Below are 21,247 nucleotides of genomic sequence, written 5' to 3'. Positions count from 1 at the left end.
TTGGATGACATTCCCTTGTGGGTGCTGTTTTCGGCACTCTTCGTCCTGATCCTGTTCTCCGGCTTCTTCTCCGGCTCCGAAACGGGCCTGATGAGCATCAACCGCTACCGGCTGCGGCATCTGGCCGATCAGCGGCACCGGGGCGCCATGCGCGCCCAGCGCCTGCTGCAGCGCCCGGAGCGGCTGATCGGCCTGATCCTGCTGGGCAACAACTTCGTCAACATCCTGGCCTCGGCCATCGCCACGGTGATCGGCCTGCGGCTGTGGGGCGAGACCGGCATCGCCGTGGCCACCTTCGCGCTGACCATCGTGGTGCTGATCTTCGCCGAGGTCACCCCCAAGACCCTCGCCGCCCTGCGCCCGGAAAAGTACGCCCTCCCCGCCTCGCTGCTCCTGGAGCCGCTGCTCAAGCTGCTCTACCCGCTGGTGTGGCTGATCAACCGCATCACCGACGGCCTGTTCCGCCTGCTGGGGATCCGCGCCGAAGGCGGCGGCCAGATGGACCTGTCCGCCGAGGAACTGCGGGTGGTGGTCAACGAGGCGGGGGCGATGATCCCGCAGCGTCACCAGCAGATGCTGCTGTCGATCCTCGACCTGGAAAAGGCCACGGTGGAAGACATCATGGTGCCGCGCAACGAGATCGTGGGCATCGACATCACCGATCCCTGGGAGGACATCGTCACCCAGCTCACCGAGAGCCAGCACACCCGCCTGCCGGTCTGGGAGGACGACATCGACCACGTGATCGGCATGGTGCACCTGCGACGGGTGATCAAGCTGTTTCAGAAGGGCGACGCCACCCTGGAAGACTTTCGCCAGGTGATCCACGAGGCCTATTTCATTCCCGAAGGCGTGCCGCTCAACACCCAGCTCATCAACTTCCAGAAGGAACGGCGGCGCATCGGGCTGGTGGTGAACGAATACGGGGAAATCCAGGGGCTGGTGACGCTGGAGGACATCCTCGAGGAGATCGTCGGCGAATTCACCACCGATCCGGCCGCCCGCAGCCGGGAGATCCACCGCCAGGAAGACGGCAACTACCTGGTGGACGCCAGCATCACCATCCGCGAGCTGAACAAGTTCTTCCACTGGCACCTGCCCACCGACGGGCCCAAGACCCTCAACGGCCTGATCATCGAGCACCTGGAATCGATCCCGGACCCGGGCACCAGCCTGCTGCTGGACGGCCATCCGGTGGAGATCGTGCAGACCACCCAGAACGCGGTGAAAACCGTCCTCATCAATCCGGCGCTGCAACCGATAAAGAAGAAGGACGCGGACGCCGACGACGAGTGACCGCCCGTCCGGTGCCCGCCACCGCCCGTCGCGGCCGGGGAAAAGTTGCCACGGCACTTGACATCACGTCTATAATCTACCGATATATAAAGAGTTTTCTGGAGCGAGCCCATTGTCGAAGCTGACCCTTTCCTTCAAAGGTACCGTGCTGCGCGTCTATCCCGTCCTCGCCGGCAGCATGACCATCGGCAATGATCCCGAGTGCACCATCCACATCGACAGCCTGGCGCTGCAGCCGAGACACGCCCGCATCGACACCCAGGACGACACCTCCGTCCTGGTGGATCTGGACAGCGAAGGCGGCACCTTCGTCAACAACGCGCGGATCACCAAGCACATGCTCAAGGACGGCGACGTGATCCGGGTGGGCAAGCACACCCTGAGCTTCAAGTACGAACCGCCGCTGCCCGACGAAGAGACCCTGACCATGGAGATCGATCTGGCCGGGGAGATCCCCCACGCCAGCGATGCCCCGCCGGCCGCCGAACCCGCGCCGGCCGCGGCCGCGCCCGCCGAGGTGCCCGAAGGCAAGCGGCGCGCCTGGCTGCAGATCCTCACCGGCCAGAACCTGGGCAAGACCCTGAGCCTCAACCGCTCCATGACCAATCTCGGCAAGCCCGGCGTGGCCACTGCGGTGGTCACCCGGCGCAAGGACGGCTATTTCCTCTCCCACCTGGAAGGCGAGAAATGCCCCCTGGTGGGCGACCGGCCCATCGGCGAGCACAGCGTGAAGCTCAACGACGGCGACATCATCACCATCGGCAACGTGCAGATGCAATTCTTCCTGGACTGACGACCATGCCCTTCGAGGAACACCGCCATTTCACCCGCATCCCCTTCGACGCCGAGGCGGTGCTCATCGACCCGGCCAGCGGCCGGCGCTACGCGGCCCGCCTGATCGACGTGTGCCTCAAGGGCGCCCTCACCACCCGCCCGGCCAACTGGCTCACCGAGGCCGGCCATCCCTGGCAGTTGGAACTGCACCTGGCCGGCGACGCGGTGGTGCTGCACATGGAAGTGACCGTGGCCCACATGGAAACGGATCGCGTCGGCTTCCACTGCGAACACATGGATCTCGACACCGCCACCCACCTGCACCGGCTGGTGGAACTCAACCTGGGCGATCCGGCGATCCTGGAACGGGAGCTGGCGGAGCTGATTCATTCAGGGGGGTGATTTTCAAGACCGAGGCACTGTAGGTCGGCCTTCAGGCCGACAAACATGGTCATGGCGGACAACGGCAGACGTACATGGCCATGTCGGGCTAAAGCCCGACCTACATTCCGGCCAAACGCGCAAACAACCGCTTTGCGTTGAAGGTTCTCCTCTCCTACGCCACCGCCGACAACGCCTCGTGCAGGCGCGTGACCGGCGTGACCTGCAATCCCTCGATGGGCTGGCGGGGAGCGTTGGCCTTCGGCACGATGGCGCGTTTGAAGCCGTGCTTGGCGGCCTCGTGGAGGCGTTCCTGGCCGGAGGGCACGGGGCGGATCTCGCCGGCCAGGCCCACTTCGCCGAACACCACCAGATCCTGCGGCAGGGTGCGGTTGCGCAGGGAAGACATCATGGCCAGCACCATGGCCAGATCGGCGCCGGTCTCGGTCACCCGCACGCCGCCCACCACGTTGACGAACACGTCCTGATCGAAGGTGGCCACGCCGCCGTGGCGGTGCAGCACGGCCAGCAGCATGGCCAGGCGGTTGTGCTCCAGGCCGGTGCTGATCCGGCGGGGATTGCCCAGGTGGCTTTCGTCCACCAGGGCCTGGACCTCCACCAGCAGGGGCCGGCTACCTTCCAGGGTCACCATCACCACCGAGCCCGGCACCGGCTCGTCGTGGCGGGAGAGAAAGATGGCGGAGGGATTGCTCACCTCCCGCAGGCCGCGGTCGGTCATGGCGAACACGCCCAGTTCGTTGACCGCGCCGAAGCGGTTCTTGAAGGCGCGGATCAGCCGGTAGCGGCTGCCGGAATCGCCCTCGAAGTAGAGCACCGTGTCCACCATGTGCTCCAGCACCCGCGGGCCGGCCAGGGTGCCCTCCTTGGTCACATGGCCCACCAGGAACAGGGCCACGCCGGTCTGCTTGGCATGGCGCACGAGCTGGGCCGCCGATTCGCGCACCTGGGCCACCGCTCCCGGGGCCGACTGAAGTTCCTCGGTGTAGACGGTCTGGATGGAATCCACCACCATCACCTCCGGGCGCTCCTTCGCCGCCGTGGCCAGGATGTTCTCCACCCGGGTCTCGCTCAGCAGGCGGATGTCGCTGGCCGCCAGCCCCAGACGGTGGGCGCGCAGGCTGACCTGCTGCAGGGATTCCTCGCCGGTGACGTACAGGGCCCGCCCGTCCCGGCCCATGCCCACCAGGGTCTGCAGCAGCAGGGTGGACTTGCCGATCCCCGGATCGCCGCCGATCAACACCACCGAGCCCGGCACCAGGCCACCGCCGAGCACCCGGTCGAATTCGCCGATCCCGGTGGGCGTGCGCGCCACGTCCTCGGGCGAGACCTCGGCCAGGCGTTGCACCGGCTGGGCCCCGGCGCTGCCGGCGAAGCCGCCGAAGCGCCCGCCCCGGCCGACCGGCGCGGCGGGCGCGACTTCGCTGAGGGTGTTCCAGGCGCCGCAGTCGCCGCACTGGCCCATCCACTTGGGCGAGGTGGCGCCGCAGGCGCTGCAACTGTAGAGAACCTTGGCCCTGGCCATGGCGATGTCCGTGACGGAGAAAGCCCGAATCTTACCCCATCATTCGGCCCGAAGGGGGACGGCGGGCTGGGTCCGGTAGCGGTAGTTGGGCTGGATGCGCAGGAGGCCCTCGGGCAGCGCGCCGGCAAACGCGGCCGGGCCCGGATCGGGCTCCAGGCGCACCTGCCAGCGGCCGGGGCCAAGCGGCCTGATCGCACGCACGGCGTAAGGGGCCAGCCGCGCGCGCAGCGCGTCGGCATCCAGCGCCGGATCGGCGAGCACCAGGTATTCGCCGGGCATGCGATCCCCGGTCGGGGCCGGGGCCTCGGCGGCTGGCGGCCACCCGGCCCCGTTCCCCGGAGGCCGGCCGTTGCCGCAGGCCACGAGCAGAGGCAGCAGCAGGGCGACGAGGATCCCGGCGCGTCCCATCAGCGCACGCTCACGGTCACGTTCGCCGGCGGCGCCAGATAGCGCAGGGCGCCGTTGGCATTGGCGCTGCGATCGTTCTCCGACTTGCCGACGAAGGTGCCCACCGCCGGATCGCCGCCGGCGATCAGCGCCTCGGTGGTGTCGGCCACGGTATAGTCGGGATTGAAGGCCCGCACCAGGGCGGCGATGCCGGCGACCATGGGCGCGGCCATGGAGGTGCCGTTGTACAGGCCATAGAGGTCGCTGCCGGGCTCGAGGGTGAGGATCCGCAACCCCGCGAGACCCACGCCCTTGGCCGTAATCGCATCGCCATTCTCTTTCAGGCGGAAACCCAGTGCGCAGGTGCTGGTGAGGCAACCGTTCAGATCAACCGAATATGGCGTGGGTACTGAATAGGGCAAAGGTTGTATACTGCTGCCAGCCAATGGCCCCAACAGGAGAGTTCCGGTCCCTGCGAAAGGATCGTTACCACTGGAATCTCCGGCAACGCTGAAGCCATCACCGCTGGCCACGTCCATGAAGACATAAAAATTCACCGCAGCCGCACTGGCCGCGGACAGATCGAAGGTTTTGTAAGCCACGTCATCGGCGTTTGCCGCATAGTCGCCGGGATTGGTCACACACCAGTCGGAAGGATTCACGAGCATGTTCAAGATGCCATAGGCAGTCGTACAGGCCAGGCTGGTCCAGCCGCCGGTGACAGCCCAGCCGGAAAAGTTATCCGCCAGTTCCCGCCCCGGCAGGGTGGCCAGGATGTTGGTGCCGGGGGCACCGAGGTCCACGCCACTGGTGCCATAGTTGGAGAAGGTGGCCAGATCGTGATTCTGATCGAGCGCCGCCACGCAGAGCACGTTTTCGTGAGGATAAGCGCAGGGGTAGATTCGTGTAGCGGTTCCATAACCGTCATCCCCAACCTGCACGTCGTCACCCACGCCGTCCACCCCGCCATTCCCGGCGGCCGTCACCACCAGGACGCCGGCCTGGCGGGCCCGTTCGATGGCGTCTGCAGTGAACTGGTCGTACGCATGCTCGCCAGCCAGGCTCATGTTGATGACCTTCGCGCCCTGGCTGACGGCAAAGTCGATGCCTTCAATGATGTCGGCCGAGTTGCCGAAACCCTGCGCATCGAGCACCCGCACGGCCATCAGCCGGGCCCGCCAGCACACGCCGGTGGTGCCCCGGGCGTTGTTGCCCAGGGCGGCGATGATGCCGGCCACGTGGGTGCCGTGATGCTCGCCACCGCCCACCGGAGCCGGATCATTGTCGCCCGTCCCCACGAAGTCCCAGCCGTGGTTGGGCCAGGTGGCGCCGCCGTCCCAGAAATTGCCGGCGAGATCGGGGTGGGTGTAGTCGATGCCGGTGTCGAGCACCGCCACCACGGCCGCCTGGCAGTCGGTATTGATGTCCCAGGCCTCGACGGCATCCACGTCCCGATCGATGGTACCGGGGTTGGCGCCATAACTGGCGTTGGTGATGGCCTGGCCGGTGTTGTTGAGCCCCCAGAGCTGGCCGAAATCGGGATCGTTGGGGAGGGCCGTGGCCCGGTAGAGGTAGTTGGGCTGCACGTGGGCCACGTTGGGATCGGCCGCCAGCGCCTGCATCATGCCGGCCACCGTCTCGTCCGGGCGCAGGCGCACCCGCTGCAGCCCCGAGGGGAGGGTCTGCATCTGCAGGCCCTGCACCGTGGCCGCGGCCCGGGCCGGCGCGCGGAACTTCACCAGCAGCTCGCCGGGCACGTATTCACCGGGCAGCTGGCCTGGTCCGCTTCGCGGCACGCCGGCGTGCGCGGGCAGGAGCACGGCGCTGGTCCAAAGGCAAAGGAGGAAGAAGCTCGAACGCGGCATGGCTTTCTCAACGCACGGCAAGCGCGACCTCGGCGGAGGGCGCGCTTTCAATCCCGCCGCCGGTGGCCGCATAGGCCACGACCTTGAAATAGTAGTTGCCGCTGCTCAGCGTGAGGCTCGCCGTGGCAGGGGTCTGCCCGCTGCCCGGCCAGGGCACGTCGAGCGATTGGACGCCGGGATCCCCTGGGGCGAAACCTGACGTGGTGCTCCAGTACACCCGGTAACCGCCCCCGGCGGCATTGACGCCGCTGGCGCGGCTGGGCGTCCAGCGCAGTTCCACCTGGCCAATCGTCGCCGGGGCGTCCGATGCGCCCCCGCTACACGCGGCAAGCAAAGCGGCACTCAGCAAGGCGCCCCACCTTGCCGGAAACATTGCGAACATGGGCTGGCATCTCTCCTGACAGGCCACAGCGCCCGTAACGGCACCGCGGCATGGTCTTTTCCGCCATTATCGGCCGTTCACGCCCCTGCTGCAGCCTCCCCAGCCGGGCGCTGAGCCAAAATGTGAACCGCCTCGCACGATTTTCGCCGGGAAAGGCCGTGCTATTCGCCCTTCCTGGCCGTGACCAGAAACACCGGATACGCCCGGCCTTCCTTGTTCACCGTGTGAGCGGTGACGAAGCGGATGTCCTCGAAGCCGTGGCGCTCGAGAATGCGGGCCAGGGCATCCCGGTCGAAGCCGTGATGGTGCACGCCCTGGGCGTCTTCGGGATGGAAAGTGCCGTCTTCCGTGTCGAGATCCGCCACCGCCAGCAGGCCGCCCGGCACGAGGTGCTCGGCGAAGGTCCCGATCAGGCGATCCGTATCCGCCACGTGGTGCATGGCCATGGCGCTGACGATGCGGTCGAAACGGCGATCCAGCCCCGCCTGGGTGATGTCCTGGCACACGGCTTCGACCTTGCCCTGCAGTTCGGGCTTGGCGGCGAGGCGCTCGAGCATGGCCTGGGAAGTGTCGACGGCCACGATCCGGCCCACCCTTGGCGCCAGTTGGGCGCTGATGAGGCCGGTGCCGGCGCCGAAGTCCAGAATCGTCATCTGCGCGTCGAAGGGCACCTGTTGCAGGATCGCCCCGCCGATGGCCGCGGAAAGTTCCCGCACCAGTTCGTTCCCGTCCCAGTCCTGCGCCTTTTCGCTGAACAGATCGCGTTTGGGTTGTTCTTCCACAATCCACTCCTCAAGTGATTTCACCGCACCCGGACAGGCCATGGCTGCCGGAACCGATGCCGATAGAAAGTAGGGGATCGTACCACGCGCCCGCGCCCCTCGCTTCCACGCATCAGCGCATGCGCAGCATGCTCAGTCCCATGCTGGCGAGACCGAGCAGGGTCATCATGGCGTATTCGAAACCGTGGTCGAACAGGCCACTGCCCTTGAGGAACAGATCCCGGACGACGACGAGGTAGTAGCGCAGCGGGTCGAGCCAGGTGAGCCACTGGACGGCCCGGGGCATGTTGGCGATGGGGAAGGCGAAACCGGAGAGGATCACCAGGGGCATGATCACGAAGAAGGCCAGGAGCATGGCCTGTTGCTGGGTGCTGGCGTAGGTAGAGATGAGCAGGCCGATGCCCAGGGAGCTGAGCAGGTAGAGCAGGGAACTGACGAGCAGGGCCGGAAAACTGCCGCGGAAGGGAATCTCGAACCAGAGCGTGGCAAGCGCCATGATCAGCAGCACGTCGAACAGGCCGATCAGGGCCACCGGCAGGAGCTTGCCGATGACGAATTCCAGGCGGCCCAGGGGCGTGACCATGAGCCGCTCGAGGGTGCCCAGCTCGCGCTCGCGAACCACGCTCATGGCCGTGAGGATCAAGGTGGCGATGAGGATGACGTTGGCCATGATCCCGGGGATGAAGTACCAGCGGTCCTCGAGGTTCGGATTGAACCAGTTGCGCTCCACCAGCTCGATCCGGGGCGGCTGGGCGGTGGCCGCCTGCTGCAGGGCCCGGTTCAGCTGGCCGAGGATGACCTGGGCGCTGTTCGAGTCGGTGCCATCGACCACGATCTGCACGCGTCGGCTACGGGTGAAATCCGGGGCGAAGCGGATGATGGCCCGGATCCGGCCGAGCGCCAGGGCCGCTTCGGCCGCCGCCATGTCGGCATGGCGCTGTAGCCGGTAGTGTCCGGTGCCGTAGATGGCGGCCACCAGGGAGCGGCTTTCGCGGCTGGCGGCCTGATCCACCAGGCCGATGTCGGCATGGCGCACGTCATAGGTGGCGGCGTAACCGAAGATGATCAACTGGATCAGCGGCGGCACGACGACGAAGAAACGCATGCGCGGATCCCGCAGCAGCAACAGGAACTCCTTGCGCAGCAGGGCACCCAGGCGACGCAGGCCGACGGCCAGCGAACCGCTCATGGCAGCAATCTCAGCTTGCGGGCGCGCCGCCGGACCAGGACCAGCAGGGCCAGCAGCATCAGCAACAGGGGCAGGGTCACACTCCACAGCGCCAGGGGAGTCAGCCCCTTGAGGAAGATGGCCTTGGACAGGGTGACGTAGTAACGCGCCGGGACGAGATAGGTCACGTATTGCAGAACGGCCGGCATGTTCTCGATGGCGAATACGAACCCCGAGAGCAGGAAGGCGGGCAGAAACGTCTGGACCAGCGAAATCTGGCTGGCCAGCAACTGGTTGCCGGCGAGGATGGAGATAAGCGCGCCCTGGAGCATCACCACCAGCAGAAAGACGGCGGACACCCCGACCAGTTCCACCAGGCTGCCACGCAAGGGCACGTCGAAGATCCAGACTGCCGCCGCGGTGGCCACGGCCAGGTCGAGCATGCCCAGCACGAAATAGGGCACCAGCTTGCCAATCAGGAATTCCCCCCGGGTCAGCGGCGTGGTGCGCAGCATCACCAGATTGCCCAGTTCCATCTCCCGGGCGATGGTCAGTGAGGTCATCAGGGCGCCGATCACGGCCATCAGCAGCGCGATCACGCCGGGCACGATGGCCAGACGGCTCTCCCGGGTTTCGTTGTAGTAGACCCGATCGCGGATCGCCAGGGCGGGGCTGTCGCCCAGTTCCTCACCCAGAGTTTGCAGGATCAACAGCGCGTAGTTGCGCACCAGGCGGGCGGTGTTGGCATCCACGCCGTCGAGCAGCAACTGCACCCGGGCCCGGCCTTCCTGCAGACGGCGGGCATAGTCCTGCGGCACGATCAGCGCGCCCCACACCTCGCCACGCTGGAGCGCCTCGCGCAGCGCCCGGCGGCTGTCATGAGTCCGCACCAGGGAGAAGGCATGACTGGCATCGAAGCGGGCCAGCAGTTGCCGGCTTTCGGCGCTGCGGGAAAGATCGAGCGCGGCGACCGGCGCCTGGCTGATGTCGAGCCGGATGGCGTAGCCGAACAGAAACAGCAGCATGGTGGGCATCAGCAGCATCAGGGCCAGGCTGCGCGGATCGCGCAACAGGTGCCACCATTCCTTGCGGGCCATGGCCCGGACATGCTGCAGATTCATGCCAAGGCATCCTGTTCCAGCAGGGTGACGAAGACATCCTCGAGATCGGGCGCCACCGGTTCGGCCGACGCCACCCGCTGGCCCCGCCGCGCGGCTTCCTCCTGCAGGCGGCGGATCACCGCCTGGGGATCGGCGCCCGGCCGCAGGCGCAGGCGCAGATAGCCCGCGTGGGGAATGATCTCCAGCACCTCGGGCCAGTCGGCCAGCCAGCGGCTGCAGGCGGCGCAGCCCTCCCCGCGCACCTCCAGCAGGGGCGTGGGCAGCGGCCGGGCCAGCAGGTCGTCGGGGCTGCCCTCGGCGATGATCCGCCCGGCGTGCATCAGGGCCAGGCGATCGCAGTAGGTGGCCTCGTCCATGTAGTGGGTGGTGATCAGGATGGCGATGCCGGAAGCGGCCAGGGCGTAGATCAGCTCCCAGAACCGTTGCCGGGCGAGCGGATCGACGCCCGAGGTGGGCTCGTCGAGGAACAGGATGCGCGGTTCGTGCAGCAGGGCCGCGGCCAGATCCAGCCGCCGGCGATGCCCCAGCGGCAGGGCGCGGGCCTTGTGATCGGCCAAGTGTTCCAGATCCAGATGCTGCAGGGCCCAGGCGATACGCTCCCGGGCCCGGCCCAGCGGCAGGCCGTAGAGCCCGGCCTGCAGCGCGAGATTCTCGCACACCGAGAGTTCGCCATACAGGGCGAAGTGCTGGGTCACGTAGCCCAGCCGGCCACGGGCCCGGCGCGGATGGCGGACCATGTCCACGTCGGCCAGGCGGATGTGCCCGGCGCTGGGCGGCAGCAGGCCGCAGAGCATGCGGATCGTGGTGGTCTTGCCGGCGCCGTTGGCGCCGAGCAGGCCGAACACTTCGCCGGCCGCCACGCTCACGTGCACGTGGTCCACGGCGGTGAATTCGCCGAAGCGGCGGACCAGCCCGGTGGCGGTGATGACCGCCTCGGCGGCCGGCCGGCTTGCCGCTTCAGCCACGGACCGCCTCCAGTGCCAGTTGCCGCAGGATGGTCTCCTGCAGATCCGGCAGCCGTTCGCGCAGCGTCAGTTCCGGATCGATTGCCTGCAGCGCCTGGCGCAATGCGCCGTCGGAGACGTCGTCCATTACCCAGAGGGTGGCCGTGCGGCCGCGGGGAAACACCAGCTCAATCCCCGGCAATTGGCGCAGGGCCGGCAGGGCCTCGCGCACGCCCGGCCCGCTGACCACCCGCTCCCGCCGGCCTTCCACCCGCGCCAGTTCCAGGGGCGTACCCTCACGCACGATGCGCCCCTCGTCGAGCATGGCCACCCGATCACAACGCTCGGCCTCATCGAGATTGGCGGTGGCATAGAGAATCGCCACCCCTTCGGCCCGCACGCCGCTCAGCAGCTGCCAGAAGGCCCGCCGGGAGACGGGATCCACGCCGGTGGTCGGCTCGTCGAGAAACATGGCCTGCGGTTCGCTGATCAGCGCGCAGGCCAGGGCCAGCTTCTGCATCATACCGCCGGAGAGCTTGCCGGCGCGTCGCCCGCGAAACGCCGCCATGCCCGTGCGGGCCAGCAGATCGCCGATCCGCGCGGCGGTGGTCGCCGCCGGCAGGCCGTGCAGATCGGCGAAGAACTCGAGATTCTCCTGCACCGAGAGATCGGGATAGAGCCCGAACCCCTGGGGCATGTAGGCCAGCCGGGCGCGCAGGGCCGGATCGGCATGGCTGCGGCCCAGCACCCGAACCGTGCCCGAGGCCGGCTCGAGCTGGCCGACGGCGATTCGCAGCAGGGTGCTCTTGCCCGCGCCGTCGGCGCCCACCAGCCCGACGATCTCACCAGCGGCCACTTCCAGGCTCACACCCCGCAGCACCGGCACCTCGCCCCAGGCGAAGGCCACGTCGCGCAGGTGGATCCGCAGTTCGGCCACAGCCGGCGCCTCAGTGGGTATCCAGGATCAGATCGACCGGCATGCCCAGCTTCAGCCGGCCCTCGGGATTGGCCACATCGACCTTGATGCGATAGACCAGATCCACCCTCAGGGCCCGGGTCTCGACGGTCTTGGGCGTGAACTCGGCCCGCGGCGAGATGAAGGCGAGCGTTCCCTCGAGGGGCGTGTCGAGGCCGTCGGCGCGAACGGTCACCTTCTGGCCCAGCTTCACCCGCGGCAGATCGGGCTCGTTGAGCCAGGCCCGGATCCAGGGCTGATGGAGGCCGTCGATCTCAAAGATCGGCATGCCGGTGGCGACCACGTTGCCGGCCTCGGCCAGGCGCACGCTGACGATGCCCGCCAGCGGCGAGCGCAACCTGGTGTAATCGAGCTGGCGCTGCGCCTCGTGCAGGGCGGCGGTGGCGGCGGCCAGTTCGGCCCGGGCCTGATCGATGTCTTCCTGACGCGGCCCGATCTGCAGCAGGCGCAGGGTCTGGCTGGCCCGGTCGCGGGCGGCACGCGCGGCCTCCCGCTCCATGCGCGCCCGATCCAGCAGATCCTGGCTGGCCAGCCCCCTGGGCACCAGTTTCTGCAGCCGTTTCACCTCGGTGACCGTGTAGGCCAGGCGTGCCTGGGCTTCCGCCAGGGCCGCCTCGGCGGCGCGGATCTCCTCGGGCCGGCTGCCGGCCTCGAGCCGGGCCAGGGCCGCGGCGGCCGCATCGCGCCGGGAAGCCGCCTGCTGCAGGGCCAGGCGGTAGTCCCGGTCGTCCAGCTCGGCCAGCAACTGGCCCGGCTCCACGGCCAGGCCCTCGTCCACGTGCAGCTTGCGGATCCGGCCCGCCACCATGAAGGCCGGACGCACCTGCCGGGCCTCGACGGTCCCGGAGAGGATCAGTTGGCTTGCAGGCGCCGCCTGCCGCTGGCGCCACTGCCAGGCGGCGGCTGCCGCCAGGGCCAGCAACAGCACGGGGATCAGGATGCGCAGTCTGCGCTGCAGCGGTTTTTTCATGATGCGTTTCCTCGCCTCGCGTTACCGGCGGCGCGTTCAGCGCCCTTCGGCCAGTTGCACGGCCACTTCGGCGGCGCCGAGCAGGCCCAGCGCCTCGTTGGCCACCACCTGCACCGGAATGGTCTTCAGCAGCTCGCCCATGGGCGCCTTGTCGAGAAAGGCCTCGAGAAAGCCTTCCGCCTGCAGCAGCGGCAGGATCTTCGGCGCGATGCCGCCGCCCAGGTACAGCCCGCCCCGGGGCAGATCCAGCAGGGCCAGGTTGCCGGCCACGGCGCCGTAGAGGTGCACGAACAGGCGCAGGGTCTGCCGTTCGCGGCTGCCCGGTTCGGCCAGCGCCACCTGGCTGATCTGCGCCGTGCCGGCTTCGGAGGTCGCCACCCCGTCGCGCTGGCACAGGTAGCGGTGGATGCGCTCGATGCCGGGCCCCGAGAGCAGGCTCTCCACGCTGGCCCGTCCCAGTTCCTTGCGCACGTGGCGCCAGAGATCCAGTTCCGCCTCGTTGCGGGGCGCGAAATCGACGTGCCCGCCCTCCCCCGGAATCACCCGCCAGCCGCCGGCGCAGGGCACGACCTGGGCCATGCCGAGGCCGGTGCCGGCGCCGATCAGGGCCCGCACGCCGTCCGGGTCCGGCTCGCCCGCCTGGAGCGTCACCACGTCCTCCGCGCCCAGCAGGGGCAGCGCATGGCCCTGGGCCTCGAAGTCGTTGAGCAGGATCACGTCTTCCAGCGCGTGCTGCCGCGCCAGTTCCAGGGCGTCCAGCGTCCAGGGCAGGTTGGTGACCTTGACCCGGCCATGGCGCACGGGACCGGCCACGGCCAGCACCATGCTCACCGGCCGAAAGCGGCCGGTCTCGAGGAACAGGCGCAGGAGATCATCGAAGGTCGCGAACTGGTCGGAGGGATAGTCGGCCCGCGCCAGCGTCTGCCAGCCTCCCTTGCGGACCTCGCCGAGCAACAGGCGGGTGTGGGTGCCCCCGATGTCGCCGGCCAGGAAGATCACGGGCAGGCGCCTCCCATGGCGGCGGCATCCACGAACCAGTCGCGCCCGCCGGGCGGTTGCACCCGCTGAATGGGCAGCGGCGGATCGAGGCGGGAGCGGGCCCGCCGCAGGGCCGGCGCCTTGGCGGCGCCCGTGACCATCACCCACACATGAGTTGCGGCATTGAGGACCGGCAGGGTGAGCGTGAGCCGCCAGGCGTTGCGGTTGGCCACGTGCACGGGCACCACCGCGCGACGCGTTTCGTCGAGCGCCGCGGTGCCGGGAAACAGGGATGCAGTGTGACCGTCTTCGCCCATGCCCAGCAGAACCAGGTCGAAACGGGGCCAGCCGTCGTCCGTCCCCGGCAGGTGCCGGCGCAGCTCGGCTTCGTAGTCACGGGCGGCGGCGTCCAGCGACACGGGCAGCACGGGATCCGGGATCGGCATGGGATGGATCCGGCCGGCGGCGATCCCCAGCGGCGTGAACAGGGTTTCACGGGCCATGCGGAAGTTGCTGTCGGGATGATCGGGCGGCACCGCCCGCTCGTCGCCGAACCAGAAATGCACCGCCGACCAGTCCCGCCCCGCCCCGGCCTGCGCCAGCGCGGCGTAGAACCGCCGAGGCGTGTTGCCCCCGGCCAGGGCGACGTGGCATTCCCCTTCACAGGCGTCGAGCAGGGCCAGGAAATCGGCCACCGCCGCCTGGACCAGGGCTTCGGGTTCGGGGAAGCAGTGGATGCGATCGGTCATGAACGCATCGTGCCAGATGCTGGCGCATCGTGCCAGATGCTGGCACACCCTTGAGACCGGTGAGACGTTTCGTGACACGCCGTGAATACATCCCTGCGACCGACGGTCACGAAACGCCTCACCGGTCTCAAGGGCTGTGTACAGACAACAGCGTGATGACAGGGTTTTTGGATCAGTAATTTTACAAAAACCTTTCCACTCGGCCCACCCGCGAACACTGAGCGCTTCGCGCTCAGTGTTCGCGGGTGGCGTGGAAGGTAATCTCCGGCCAGCGTTCCTCGGTGAGTTGCAGGTTGACCCGGGTGGGGGCCAGGTAGGTGAGGCTGCCACCGGCGTCGAGGGCGAGGTTGTCGCTGGCCTTCTTGCGGAACTCGGCCAGTTTCTTCTCGTCGTCGCAGGTCACCCAGCGGGCGGTCTGGACGTTGACGTTCTCGAAGCTGCATTCCACGCCGTATTCGTGCTTGAGGCGGAAGGCCACCACGTCGAATTGCAGCACGCCCACGGCGCCCACGATCACGTCGTTGCGATCCAGTGGCCGGAAGACCTGAGTGGCGCCCTCCTCGCTGAGCTGATCGAGCCCCTTCTGCAGGGCCTTCATCTTCAGCGGATCGCGCAGGCGCACGCGGCGGAACAGTTCCGGGGCGAAGTTGGGGATGCCGGTGAACTTGAGATCCTCGCCCTGGGTGAAGGTGTCGCCGATCTGGATGGTGCCGTGGTTGTGCAGGCCGATGATGTCGCCGGCATAGGCCTCCTCCACGTGTTCGCGGTCGGCGGCCATGAAGGTGATGGCGTTGGCCACCCGCACGTCCTTGCCCAGGCGCACCTGGCGCATCTTCATGCCCTTCTCGTAGCGCCCGGAGACGATGCGCAGGAAGGCCACCCGGTCCCGGTGCTGGGGATCCATGTTCGCCTGGATCTTGAACACGAAGCCGGAGAACGTCGGCTCGTCCGGCGCCACCTGGCGGCTGAGCGTGGCCCGCGGCTGGGGCGGCGGCGCCACTTCGACGAAGGTGTCGAGCAGTTCCTGGATGCCGAAGTTGTTGATGGCCGAGCCGAAGAACACCGGCGTCTGTTTTCCGGCCAGGAATGCTTCGAGATCGAATTCGTGGCTGGCGCCGCGCACCAGTTCGATCTCCTCGCGCAGCTCGTCGGCCATGGCCCCCAGGTGGTCGTCGAGGGCCGGGTTGTCGAGCCCCTCGATGACCTCGCCTTCCTGAATGCCGCCACCGTGGGTGGGGCTGAACAGGTGCACCTTGTCGTCGTGCAGGTGGAACACGCCCTTGAAACGCTTGCCCATGCCGATGGGCCAGGTGATCGGCGCGCACTGGATGTCGAGCACCTCTTCCACTTCATCCATCAGCTCGATGGGGTCGCGGCCCTCGCGGTCGAGCTTGTTGATGAAGGTGAGGATGGGCGTGTCGCGCAGGCGGCAGACGTCCATCAGCTTGATGGTGCGCTCCTCCACGCCCTTGGCGCAGTCGATGACCATCAGCGCCGAGTCCACCGCGGTAAGCACCCGGTAGGTGTCTTCGGAGAAATCCTCGTGGCCGGGGGTGTCGAGCAGGTTGATGATCCGCTCCCGGTAGGGAAACTGCATCACCGCCGAGGTCACCGAGATGCCGCGCTGCTGTTCCAGGGCCATCCAGTCGGAGGTGGCATGGCGATCCGCCTTGCGGCCCTTGACCGTGCCGGCCTGCTGGATGGCGCGCCCGAACAGCAACAGCTTCTCGGTGACGGTGGTCTTGCCGGCATCGGGGTGGGAGATGATGGCGAAGGTGCGGCGGCGCTGGATTTCGTCGGTGAACTGGGACATGGATACGGCTGTGACGTCTCTGGAAAAAGTCGCCCATTCTACCCGAATCCGAGGCCGACCGGGTGCGGAAGCACAACCCTGTCCGACCAGGCAGCTGTTCCTAATCACCCTCACGATCTGGCGAATACAAATCCCCGAGCCGCCCACATGGCTGGTAGGGTGTTTCGTGACCCGCCGTAAATACATCCCTGTAGGCTCGACGGCCGCATCCCTGCGGCCGACGGTCACGAAACACCCTACCAGCCATGCGGGCTTAGTGCCTGCTGCAAGCAGTGATCCAACATTCGGAACAACTATTCAGCCGCTTCGAACAATCGGTCATGCTGGGGAGTTGTTACGCGACACCGGTTCCGCCTATACGGTGACCGCCTTCCGCAACCATTCCTGCCACAGCCGGTACCGTTCGGCACCGACCGCGCCCACCGCCGAACGGGGTGCGAGATCGGCGGGACCGCTCCCCCGATCTTCAAGTGTCCCGTGGTGGCCGCCGGCCTCGGCGAACACGAGGCGGCCGGCCGCGTAGTCCCACAGGTTCTGCCTGCCATGGACGTAGAGCTGCACGCGGCCCGTGGCCAGCCAGCACCAGTCGAGCGCCACCGAACCGATGCTGCGCTGGGAGGCAAAGGGCGGCGCGGTGGCCAGGCGAGCGGCCAGCGACGGCGGCAGGCGCTTGAGATCGGCGATGGCGAGCGTGCCGGCCAGTTCGCCGTCCTCGCCGGTCAGTGTCAGGGGCGTGCCGTTCAGCCAGGCGCCCTCGCCCTGCACGGCAGTGAAGCATTCGTCACGCAGCGGATCCAGCACCAGGCCCAGCACTACCTCGCCGCCGCGGATGAGCGCCAGGGAGACGGAGAACACCGGGAAGCCGCTGGCGAAGTTGCGCGTGCCGTCGAGGGGATCGAGGCACCAGAGGCCGGCCTCGCCGCTCTCCAGCAGCGCCTGCTGCTCGGCCGCCGACATCTCCTCGCCGAGCAGGCGCCGCTCGGGCCAGTGCCGCTCGAGTTCGGTGAGGAGCCGGTTCTGCATGGCCAGGTCGGCTTCGGTGATGAGGCTGCCGTCGGCCTTGTGGCTGGAGGCGACACGGCGGAAGCGGGACAGCAGCTCCTCCTGCGCGGCGCGGCGCACCAATGGCACCAGCCGTTCGAGATCCGCCTTCATGCCCGCAGGCTGCGCGCCATGACCAGGGCGTCCTCGCGTCCCCGGGGGGCCGGATAGTAGTCCGGCCGCAGGCCCACCTCGTTGAAGCCGAGGCTGTGATAGAGCCCGATGGCGCGGCGGTTGGACGGCCGCACCTCCAGCAGGATGGTCTCGGCCCCGGCCCGGCGGGCCTTGTGGATCATCATGTTCATGAGCATGCGGCCAAGCCCCTGCCCCTGGCGGGCCGGATGCACGCAGACGGTGAGCACGTGGGCCTCGTGCACGGCCAGGGAGAGCACGCAGTAGGCCAGCAGCTCGCCGTCTTCCACGTACACCTGGCAGTCGTAGCCCACCCGCAGGCAGTCGCGGAAGATGCCCCGGGTCCAGGGATAGTCGTAGATGGCGGTCTCGATGGCCATCACCGCATCCAGATCGTCCGGCGTCATGGGACGCACGCCGAAGCGGTCCGGTTCGACCACGGCGCTCATGAGGCCGACCTGCGGGCCACGAAATCGCGGGCGAACTTGAGATCCTGCCAGGCCTTGCGCTTCTCGCCCGGCGAGCGCAGGAGGTAGGCGGGATGGTAGGTGACGATGAGGGGGGTGCCGGTGGGCGCCAGTTCATGCACCGTGCCCCGCAGCCGCGCCAGGCTGGAGGAGGTATCGAGCAGGCGCTGCGCGGCGATGCGCCCCAGGGCCACGATCAGATCCGGCTGCACCAGCGCGATCTGCCGCCACAGGTAGGGGGTACAGGCCGCCGCTTCCTCCGGCTTCGGATCGCGATTGTTGGGCGGGCGGCACTTGAGGATGTTGGCGATGTAGACCGAATTGCGATCCCGCCCGATGGCCCGGAGCATGGCATCGAGCAGCTTGCCGGCCCGACCGACGAAGGGCTCGCCCTGGCGATCCTCCTCGGCGCCCGGGGCCTCGCCCACGAACATCAGCCGCGCCTCGCGCTGACCGACGCCGAACACCGCTTGCGTGCGGCCGGCATGGAGATCACAGAGGGTACAGTCGGCGACCCGCGCCTCGAGGGCGGCCCAGTCGAGACTGGCAACCTCCCCGCCGGGAACCGCGGGGGACACCGGCTCCACCACCGGTTCCGCCGGAACGGGTGCCGGTTCGGCATCCACCGGCGCCACCGTCTCGTCAACGGCCTCCACCACCGGCACATCCCGCCGCACCCACACCTCGATACCCATGGCATCGAGACAGGCCCGCTGTCGGGGCGAAAGACTCATGCCTGCCGCCCAGTCAGGGAGACGGCTTCATGCTGGCTTCTGACCATCCCTTTCCTCTTGCCACTTGCCTCTTTCCGCTGCCGTCAAACGTCACCGGTCTGCGGATGCGCCCGCTCTTCCGGCGCCAGGATCTTGTTCAGGGCATTGACGTAGGCCTTGGCCGAGGCGATGACGATGTCGGTGTCGGCCCCCTGGCCGTTGACGATCCGCCCGCCCTTCTCCAGGCGCACGGTCACCTCGCCCTGGGAGTCGGTGCCGGTGGTGATGTTGTTCACCGAGTAGAGCAGCAGCTCGGTGCCGCTTTGCACCACCTTGTCGATGGCCTTGAAGGCCGCGTCCACCGGGCCGCCACCGGTGGCGGTGCTTTCCTGCTCCCGGCCGTCGAACTCCAGGGTGACCCGGGCCTCGGGCGTCTCGCCGGTTTCCGAGCAGACGTGGAGGGAGACCAGCTTCACCCGCTCGTTCTCGAGTTCCAGGTTGGTCTCGGTGACCAGGGCCTGCAGATCCTCGTCGTAGATCTCGTGCTTCTTGTCGGCCAGCTCCTTGAAGCGGGCGAAGGCCTCGTTGAGCTCGGCCTCGCTGCGGAACTCGATGCCCAGTTCCTTGAGGCGGGTGCGGAAGGCGTTGCGCCCCGAATGCTTGCCCAGCACCATCTTGTTGGTGGTCAGGCCGATGTCCTCGGCGCGCATGATCTCGTAGGTCTCGCGGCTCTTGAGCACGCCATCCTGATGGATGCCCGATTCGTGGGCGAAGGCATTGGCGCCGACGATGGCCTTGTTGGGCTGCACCGGGAAACCGGTGATGCTCGAGACCAGCCGCGAGCAGTTCATGATCTGGGTGGTGTCGATGTGATCGACGGTGCAGGGGAAGATGTCGCGGCGGGTGCGCACCGCCATGACCACTTCTTCCAGGGCGGCGTTGCCGGCCCGCTCGCCCAGGCCGTTGATGGTGCACTCCACCTGGCGGGCGCCGTTCAAGACCGCCGACAGGGAGTTGGCGGTGGCCAGGCCCAGATCGTTGTGGCAGTGAACCGAGAAGACCGCCTGGTCGGAATTGGGCACCTTCTCGCGCAGGGTGCGGATGAGCGTGCCGAACTGATCCGGCACGTTGTAGCCCACCGTGTCGGGAATGTTGACGGTGCGGGCGCCGGCGTCGATCACCGCCTCCAGCACCCGGCACAGGAAGTCGATCTCGGAGCGACCGGCGTCCTCCGGCGAGAACTCCACGTTGTCGGTGTACTGGCGGGCTTTCTTCACCGCCTTGACCGCCTGTTCCACCACCTGATCGGGTTCCATGCGCAGCTTCATCTTCATGTGGATGGGCGAGGTGGCGATGAAGGTGTGGATGCGCCCCGAGTTGGCGCCGGCAAGCGCCTCGCCGGCCCGTTCGATGTCCTTGTCCAGCGCCCGGGCCAGGCCACAGACCGTGCTGTCCCGGACGGCGTCGGCCACCGCCTTGACGGCCTCGAAATCGCCGGGGCTGGCGATGGGAAAGCCGGCCTCGATCACGTCCACGCGCAGCTTCTCCAGCGCCTTGGCGATGCGCACTTTCTCGTCGAGGGTCATGGACGCGCCGGGGCTCTGCTCGCCGTCGCGCAGGGTGGTGTCGAAAATGATCAGTTTGTCGGTCATGGTGTTCTCCACGCTGGACCCGATTATGACACGGGCCTCGAACAAATCTCATCCTCTCCCTTGGGGAGGGGAACAGGCAGTGGTCTGGGTTGCGCCGTGACCCTGGCGCGGGGTGTCGTTCGGCTGCCCCTCAGGGCAGCAGTCGCAGGTCGAGCAGGAGCGCAGACGCGAGCCGGCCGGCCCGGGCGGGCTGGCGGAGGGAATCGGACTGGGGGCGGGTCTGGCGCATGGCGAAATGGATTTGGACTCGTTCCAACTATAGCGGCTGCTCAGGGATTTTCCAAGTCCTGCTTCGCGGCCCGTTTGGCGGCCCGCCGGGCCGCCCGGCGGCGGCGCAGGTGCACCAGGGTCAGGATCGGGCCGGAGACGGTATAGATCAGGAAGGCGCCGAACAGCACCAGCGGCGGATTCACCGACACCAGCACGATGATCAGCACCGCCAGCAGGATGGCCACGAAGGGCACCTTGTCCCGGAAGTTGATGCCCTTGAAGCTGTAGTAGCGGATGTTGCTGACCATCAGCAGGCCGGCCAGCACGGTGATCGCGAAGGTGGCGGCCGCCGCGCCGGAACCGCCGAATCCGAGGGTCTCGCCGGTCCACACCAGGCCGCTGACGATGGCCGCCGCCGAGGGGCTGGCCAGGCCCTGGAAGTACCGCTTGTCGGCGATCCCCACCTGGGTGTTGAAGCGGGCCAGGCGCAGGGCCGCCCCGGCGGTGTAGATGAAGGCGGCCAGCCAGCCGAGCTTGCCCAGGTCGGACAGCGCCCACTGGTAGGCCACCAGCGCCGGCGCCACGCCGAAGGAGACCATGTCGGCCAGGCTGTCGTACTCGGCGCCGAAGTCGCTCTGGGTGTTGGTCAGGCGCGCCACCCGCCCGTCGAGCCCGTCGAGCAGCATGGCCACGAACACCGCCACCGCCGCCGCCTCGAAATGCTGGTTCATGGCGGCGATCACGGCATAGAAACCGGCAAACAGGGCCGCGGTGGTGAACAGGTTGGGCAGCAGGTAGATGCCGCGGCGACGGCGCCGCCCGGCCAGAGGCTGTTCCGTTTCGTCGTTCACCGTGGGCTCCGGTGGTGGGGGATTCTGCGATGATGGTAACGCAAAGACGCGA

The 21,247-nt window shown here is 67.9% G+C and carries 22 protein-coding genes; 3 read left to right on the top strand and 19 right to left on the bottom strand.

Translation table 11 applies throughout. The annotated features are described in order from the left end of the window. From ACZ5BH_RS10505 to ACZ5BH_RS10495, 3 genes are all read left to right on the top strand, one after another. Positions 1-1,296, top strand: a complete 1,296-nt coding sequence (locus ACZ5BH_RS10505; protein WP_464889217.1) for an HlyC/CorC family transporter — start codon at positions 1-3, stop codon at positions 1,294-1,296. Positions 1,297-1,408: 112 nt separating this feature from the next. After that, the gene (locus tag ACZ5BH_RS10500; RefSeq protein ID WP_464889216.1) at positions 1,409-2,089 is read left to right on the top strand and encodes an FHA domain-containing protein; all 681 of its coding nucleotides are present in this window, start codon (positions 1,409-1,411) and stop codon (positions 2,087-2,089) included. 5 nt (positions 2,090-2,094) lie between these two features. After that, the gene (locus ACZ5BH_RS10495) at positions 2,095-2,472 is read left to right on the top strand and encodes a PilZ domain-containing protein (RefSeq protein WP_464889215.1); all 378 of its coding nucleotides are present in this window, start codon (positions 2,095-2,097) and stop codon (positions 2,470-2,472) included. A 154-nt stretch (positions 2,473-2,626) separates the two neighbouring features. On the opposite strand, the gene radA is transcribed toward ACZ5BH_RS10495, so the two are convergent. The 19 genes from radA to pssA all read right to left on the bottom strand — a co-directional run bounded on the left by radA (position 2,627) and on the right by pssA (position 21,195). Continuing rightward, positions 2,627-3,994: a DNA repair protein RadA gene (radA, locus tag ACZ5BH_RS10490; RefSeq protein ID WP_464889214.1), complete on the bottom strand. Its 1,368-nt coding sequence runs from the start codon at positions 3,992-3,994 to the stop codon at positions 2,627-2,629. Between the two features lie 39 nt (positions 3,995-4,033). Beyond that, positions 4,034-4,273 (bottom strand): hypothetical protein, encoded by a 240-nt coding sequence (locus ACZ5BH_RS10485; protein ID WP_464889213.1) that lies wholly within the window; start codon positions 4,271-4,273, stop codon positions 4,034-4,036. A 128-nt stretch (positions 4,274-4,401) separates the two neighbouring features. Continuing rightward, complete coding sequence (locus tag ACZ5BH_RS10480) at positions 4,402-6,201, bottom strand: S8 family serine peptidase (protein WP_464889212.1); 1,800 nt, start codon at positions 6,199-6,201, stop codon at positions 4,402-4,404. A 52-nt stretch (positions 6,202-6,253) separates the two neighbouring features. After that, positions 6,254-6,526 carry a hypothetical protein gene (locus ACZ5BH_RS10475; RefSeq protein WP_464889211.1) on the bottom strand — a complete coding sequence of 91 codons (273 nt, stop codon included), beginning with the start codon at positions 6,524-6,526 and terminating at the stop codon, positions 6,254-6,256. A gap of 263 nt (positions 6,527-6,789) precedes the next feature. After that, a complete protein-coding gene (locus ACZ5BH_RS10470; protein ID WP_464889210.1) occupies positions 6,790-7,410 on the bottom strand; it encodes a class I SAM-dependent DNA methyltransferase in 621 nt (206 codons plus the stop codon). 112 nt (positions 7,411-7,522) lie between these two features. After that, positions 7,523-8,599, bottom strand: coding sequence for an ABC transporter permease (locus tag ACZ5BH_RS10465; RefSeq protein WP_464889209.1), 1,077 nt, complete (start codon positions 8,597-8,599; stop codon positions 7,523-7,525). Next, positions 8,596-9,699 (bottom strand): ABC transporter permease, encoded by a 1,104-nt coding sequence (locus ACZ5BH_RS10460; RefSeq protein WP_464889208.1) that lies wholly within the window; start codon positions 9,697-9,699, stop codon positions 8,596-8,598. The genes ACZ5BH_RS10465 and ACZ5BH_RS10460 overlap by 4 nt, the downstream gene beginning before the upstream one ends. Further along, a complete protein-coding gene (locus tag ACZ5BH_RS10455) occupies positions 9,696-10,664 on the bottom strand; it encodes an ABC transporter ATP-binding protein (protein ID WP_464889207.1) in 969 nt (322 codons plus the stop codon). The genes ACZ5BH_RS10460 and ACZ5BH_RS10455 overlap by 4 nt, the downstream gene beginning before the upstream one ends. Beyond that, a complete protein-coding gene (locus ACZ5BH_RS10450) occupies positions 10,657-11,580 on the bottom strand; it encodes an ABC transporter ATP-binding protein (protein ID WP_464889206.1) in 924 nt (307 codons plus the stop codon). Before ACZ5BH_RS10450 ends, ACZ5BH_RS10455 begins: the two co-directional genes overlap by 8 nt. Positions 11,581-11,590: 10 nt before the next feature. Then, a complete protein-coding gene (locus ACZ5BH_RS10445; RefSeq protein WP_464889205.1) occupies positions 11,591-12,589 on the bottom strand; it encodes an HlyD family secretion protein in 999 nt (332 codons plus the stop codon). Between the two features lie 36 nt (positions 12,590-12,625). Continuing rightward, positions 12,626-13,588 carry a glucokinase gene (gene glk, locus ACZ5BH_RS10440; RefSeq protein WP_464889204.1) on the bottom strand — a complete coding sequence of 321 codons (963 nt, stop codon included), beginning with the start codon at positions 13,586-13,588 and terminating at the stop codon, positions 12,626-12,628. Next, on the bottom strand, positions 13,585-14,316 hold the full coding sequence (gene pgl / locus ACZ5BH_RS10435) for a 6-phosphogluconolactonase (RefSeq protein WP_464889203.1): 732 nt from the start codon (positions 14,314-14,316) through the stop codon (positions 13,585-13,587). Before pgl ends, glk begins: the two co-directional genes overlap by 4 nt. Before the next feature lie 232 nt (positions 14,317-14,548). After that, the gene (locus ACZ5BH_RS10430; RefSeq protein WP_464889202.1) at positions 14,549-16,129 is read right to left on the bottom strand and encodes a peptide chain release factor 3; all 1,581 of its coding nucleotides are present in this window, start codon (positions 16,127-16,129) and stop codon (positions 14,549-14,551) included. Between the two features lie 354 nt (positions 16,130-16,483). After that, a complete protein-coding gene (locus ACZ5BH_RS10425; protein WP_464889201.1) occupies positions 16,484-17,284 on the bottom strand; it encodes an inositol monophosphatase family protein in 801 nt (266 codons plus the stop codon). Next, positions 17,281-17,751, bottom strand: coding sequence for a ribosomal protein S18-alanine N-acetyltransferase (gene rimI / locus ACZ5BH_RS10420; protein ID WP_464889200.1), 471 nt, complete (start codon positions 17,749-17,751; stop codon positions 17,281-17,283). The genes ACZ5BH_RS10425 and rimI overlap by 4 nt, the downstream gene beginning before the upstream one ends. Further along, the gene (locus tag ACZ5BH_RS10415) at positions 17,748-18,503 is read right to left on the bottom strand and encodes a uracil-DNA glycosylase (RefSeq protein ID WP_464889199.1); all 756 of its coding nucleotides are present in this window, start codon (positions 18,501-18,503) and stop codon (positions 17,748-17,750) included. The genes rimI and ACZ5BH_RS10415 overlap by 4 nt, the downstream gene beginning before the upstream one ends. Positions 18,504-18,586: 83 nt before the next feature. Beyond that, on the bottom strand, positions 18,587-20,134 hold the full coding sequence (locus ACZ5BH_RS10410; protein ID WP_464889198.1) for a 2-isopropylmalate synthase: 1,548 nt from the start codon (positions 20,132-20,134) through the stop codon (positions 18,587-18,589). A gap of 130 nt (positions 20,135-20,264) precedes the next feature. After that, a complete protein-coding gene (locus ACZ5BH_RS10405) occupies positions 20,265-20,390 on the bottom strand; it encodes a hypothetical protein (protein ID WP_464889197.1) in 126 nt (41 codons plus the stop codon). 13 nt (positions 20,391-20,403) lie between these two features. Next, positions 20,404-21,195, bottom strand: coding sequence for a CDP-diacylglycerol--serine O-phosphatidyltransferase (gene pssA, locus ACZ5BH_RS10400; protein WP_464889196.1), 792 nt, complete (start codon positions 21,193-21,195; stop codon positions 20,404-20,406). Positions 21,196-21,247 lie beyond the last annotated feature (52 nt).

This window comes from Thioprofundum lithotrophicum, from assembly GCF_055387065.1.
This window is presented reverse-complemented; position numbering and strand designations above follow the sequence as displayed.

Bases quoted from the DNA above. Each gene is read 5' to 3' on its own strand.
- ACZ5BH_RS10495 (WP_464889215.1), top strand. From the start codon at position 2,095: ATGCCCTTCGAGGAACACCGCCATTTCACCCGCATCCCCTTCGACGCC.
- radA (WP_464889214.1), bottom strand. From the start codon at position 3,994: ATGGCCAGGGCCAAGGTTCTCTACAGTTGCAGCGCCTGCGGCGCCACC.
- ACZ5BH_RS10485 (WP_464889213.1), bottom strand. From the start codon at position 4,273: ATGCCCGGCGAATACCTGGTGCTCGCCGATCCGGCGCTGGATGCCGAC.
- ACZ5BH_RS10465 (WP_464889209.1), bottom strand. From the start codon at position 8,599: ATGAGCGGTTCGCTGGCCGTCGGCCTGCGTCGCCTGGGTGCCCTGCTG.
- ACZ5BH_RS10460 (WP_464889208.1), bottom strand. From the start codon at position 9,699: ATGAATCTGCAGCATGTCCGGGCCATGGCCCGCAAGGAATGGTGGCAC.
- ACZ5BH_RS10445 (WP_464889205.1), bottom strand. From the start codon at position 12,589: ATGAAAAAACCGCTGCAGCGCAGACTGCGCATCCTGATCCCCGTGCTG.
- pgl (WP_464889203.1), bottom strand. From the start codon at position 14,316: ATGACCGATCGCATCCACTGCTTCCCCGAACCCGAAGCCCTGGTCCAG.
- ACZ5BH_RS10430 (WP_464889202.1), bottom strand. From the start codon at position 16,129: ATGTCCCAGTTCACCGACGAAATCCAGCGCCGCCGCACCTTCGCCATC.
- ACZ5BH_RS10425 (WP_464889201.1), bottom strand. From the start codon at position 17,284: ATGAAGGCGGATCTCGAACGGCTGGTGCCATTGGTGCGCCGCGCCGCG.
- rimI (WP_464889200.1), bottom strand. From the start codon at position 17,751: ATGAGCGCCGTGGTCGAACCGGACCGCTTCGGCGTGCGTCCCATGACG.
- ACZ5BH_RS10415 (WP_464889199.1), bottom strand. From the start codon at position 18,503: ATGAGTCTTTCGCCCCGACAGCGGGCCTGTCTCGATGCCATGGGTATC.
- ACZ5BH_RS10410 (WP_464889198.1), bottom strand. From the start codon at position 20,134: ATGACCGACAAACTGATCATTTTCGACACCACCCTGCGCGACGGCGAG.